Raw genomic sequence first — 2,571 nt, forward strand, 5'->3', positions numbered from 1 at the left:
GGATGGGCGGGGCCGGAGGCCAGGAGTCCCAGGACCGGGAAGCGACTACGTGGCTCCATGAGGACGACGACGTCTGGGGCGGCGACTCGGACTCGGCGGTGAACAACAAGATCGGCTGACCCGTCGGCCCTCTACGGCCAGGAGCCGTTCGCGCTCCTGGCCGTATCCACACTCAGCCGTCCACCCTGGCTCGTCACGGCTCCGCCTCGGCTTGCCATCGCGGCGGCCGCTGCAGCCCCGGCCACACACCACCAGCCCTTCCGGGCGCCCGTGGCCGGACGTCACGGGCTTGGGCGGCCTGCGGGCCGCGCCGGTCTGCGGGCCGCGCCGGTCTGCGGGCCGCGCCGGTCTGCGGGCCACCCCGGCCTGCGGGACACGCTGGCCACCGGTCAAGAGGCGGTGAACGCCCCGACGGCGATCGGCCCGCCGACGCCATCGTCCGCACTATCCGCGGTCACCGGCGGCCGGTGCGCTGCCCAACGGCGAACGCCCGTGCGTCGTGTGGTCGTCAGCCGTTGTCGGGAAGTGCAGTCTGGATGGGGATGACATTGCCGGTCGTCACCAGGAACCCCCGTCCAGGCGGCCCGCCCACCGTGCCGCGTGGGAGGCGGATGGTGAAGAGATCACCGTCGGACTGGTTCTGCACCGACAGGAGCAGGCCCGTACGTGCCTTGCGGGTCTCCGCCACGAACCCGCGGTAGGCGACGGCCATGTCGCCGGTCGTGCCGGCGATGAGCAGGCCGTGATCACCGTCCCTGCCCGAACGGAGCACCTCTTCCAAGGCAGTGCCCAGGGGGGAATCGGGGTTGATCAGCTCGGCGTCGTCCACCAGCACGACGTAGTTGTGCAGGTCCGCGACCAGCTCCGGCAGATTCGTGGCGTTGCCGTCCAGCACGGCCAGCACCCCGTCCAGGTCCCTGAGCGGGCTGCGTCTCGGGGTGACGGCGATGACCGGGGTGCCGCGCTCGATCAGAGAACGCGCGGCCGTCAACAGGGCCGACGAGCGGCCGGAGCGCGGCGGGCCGGCGAGCACGGCGCCGGGGCCGTGCGCCAGCAGGTCGAGCCCCAGCGGGGCGAGGGCGTCGCCGCCCGCGCCGACAAGCGCCCACAGCGGGGACGGCGGGACGAAGGAGGGATCCAGGTCAAGGGCCTGAGCTGCGGTGATGCGCATCGGGAGCGCGTCCACGCGCAGCGGCGGCGCACCATCCCAACGCCAGCCGCCTCTGCCTGCCGTCAGCGGTTGCGTGTGTGCTGCGGCGGCGCGGGCCAGGGCCTGGAGAGCCGCCACCTGGGCCGGGCCCGCCGGGTCCGGGGAGAGCAGCGCAATGTGGTGCTCGACGATGCCGTGGTCGCCGATGGACAGGGCACGGCCCGGGGGCACCGACGAGGGCAGGCCCTTGAGCGGGAAGCCGGCCAGGCCGTAGTCGGACGGATCGGAGAGACGGAGGAGCAGCCGGTCGTCGAAGATCGTGGAAACCTGGCCGAGCAGGCCCGACCGATCGCTGGTGATCACGGCTCTGAACCCCACTGCCGCGCCTTCCCGGAGCAACTGGAGCAGCGCCTCGATCAGGCGGCCGTAGTCGTAGCTCTCGAACGCGGCCACGAAGCCCTCCCAACGATCCAGCATGAACACCAGCCAGGGGAGCCAGTGGCCTGCCTGACGGTATTCGGCCAGGGAGGCATGCCCGGCCTCGGCCAGAAGCTGCTGGCGGCGACCCACCTCGCCTCGGAGGCGCGAGAGCAGGCGTTCGACGCGGTCGAGCTGGTCGCGGGTCACCACGGCGCCGCAGTGCGGCATCGCCACCAACGGCAGCAGCGCGCCCGAGCCGCAGTCGACCGCGTGCACGTGCACGTCTCCCGGGGAGGCGTGGGCCGCGATGGACCCGGCGATCGTCCGCAATGCCGTAGACCTGCCGCTGCGCGCGGCCCCCGCGATGAGCAGGTGACCCCCGTGGGCCAGGTCAAGCGCCAACGGCTGCCGGTCCTGCGCCCATGGACGGTCCGTCATACCGAACGGCAGCGGCGCCACCTCGACGAAGGTGGCGGATGGCGACAGCGGTGGATATGTGCTCGGCGACGGCGACGCATGACGCCCGCCCATCCCGGCACCCTGCCGCGCGTCCGGCCCCGCCGGTGGGTAGGCGTCCGATTCGGTGGAGGGAGATGCGTCCGGCCCAGCCGGTGCGCACGCGTCCGGCCCTGCGGGCGGGGGTGCGCCGAATCCGGGAGGTGGCGTCGCGCTGGACCCCGGGGATGGGGTGGTGCCGAGTCCGTCCGGCGGGACGGGGCCGGCGCTCGCGTTTCCCGGATGCGCGGAGTTGCTCAATGCCGGCTGTCCCGAGCCTTTGACCCGGGCCTGGATAGGGTTGCCACGGTAGGGGACGCCGGATGCGTTGAGCGGAACGGCTCCCGCTGTGCCTTGAGTAGTGGGACCCGCGTCGCCGGACGTCCCGGAATCGGAACCTGGCGCTGGGACGGCGCCTGGTGCGCTCGCACGGGTGTCGAAGTCCCCGGACTCGGGTCCGGACGTGTCCGAAGTGGCGTGGCGGGCGCCGGATTGGGGGGTGACTG

At 73.0% G+C, this 2,571-nt stretch carries 1 protein-coding gene; it reads right to left on the reverse strand.

Annotated features, from left to right (window positions below; genetic code table 11):
- Positions 1-508: 508 nt before the first annotated feature.
- Complete coding sequence (locus tag ETD86_RS53825; RefSeq protein WP_246149531.1) at positions 509-2,101, reverse strand: FtsK/SpoIIIE domain-containing protein; 1,593 nt, start codon at positions 2,099-2,101, stop codon at positions 509-511.
- Between the last annotated feature and the right edge of the window lie 470 nt (positions 2,102-2,571).

Origin of the sequence: Nonomuraea turkmeniaca (assembly GCF_005889735.1) — a bacterium.
Classification (GTDB): Bacteria; Actinomycetota; Actinomycetes; order Streptosporangiales; family Streptosporangiaceae; genus Nonomuraea; species Nonomuraea turkmeniaca.

Excerpts from the sequence above, each read along its gene's own strand:
- ETD86_RS53825 (WP_246149531.1), bottom strand. The coding sequence starts at position 2,101 with ATGGGCGGGCGTCATGCGTCGCCGTCGCCGAGCACATATCCACCGCTG.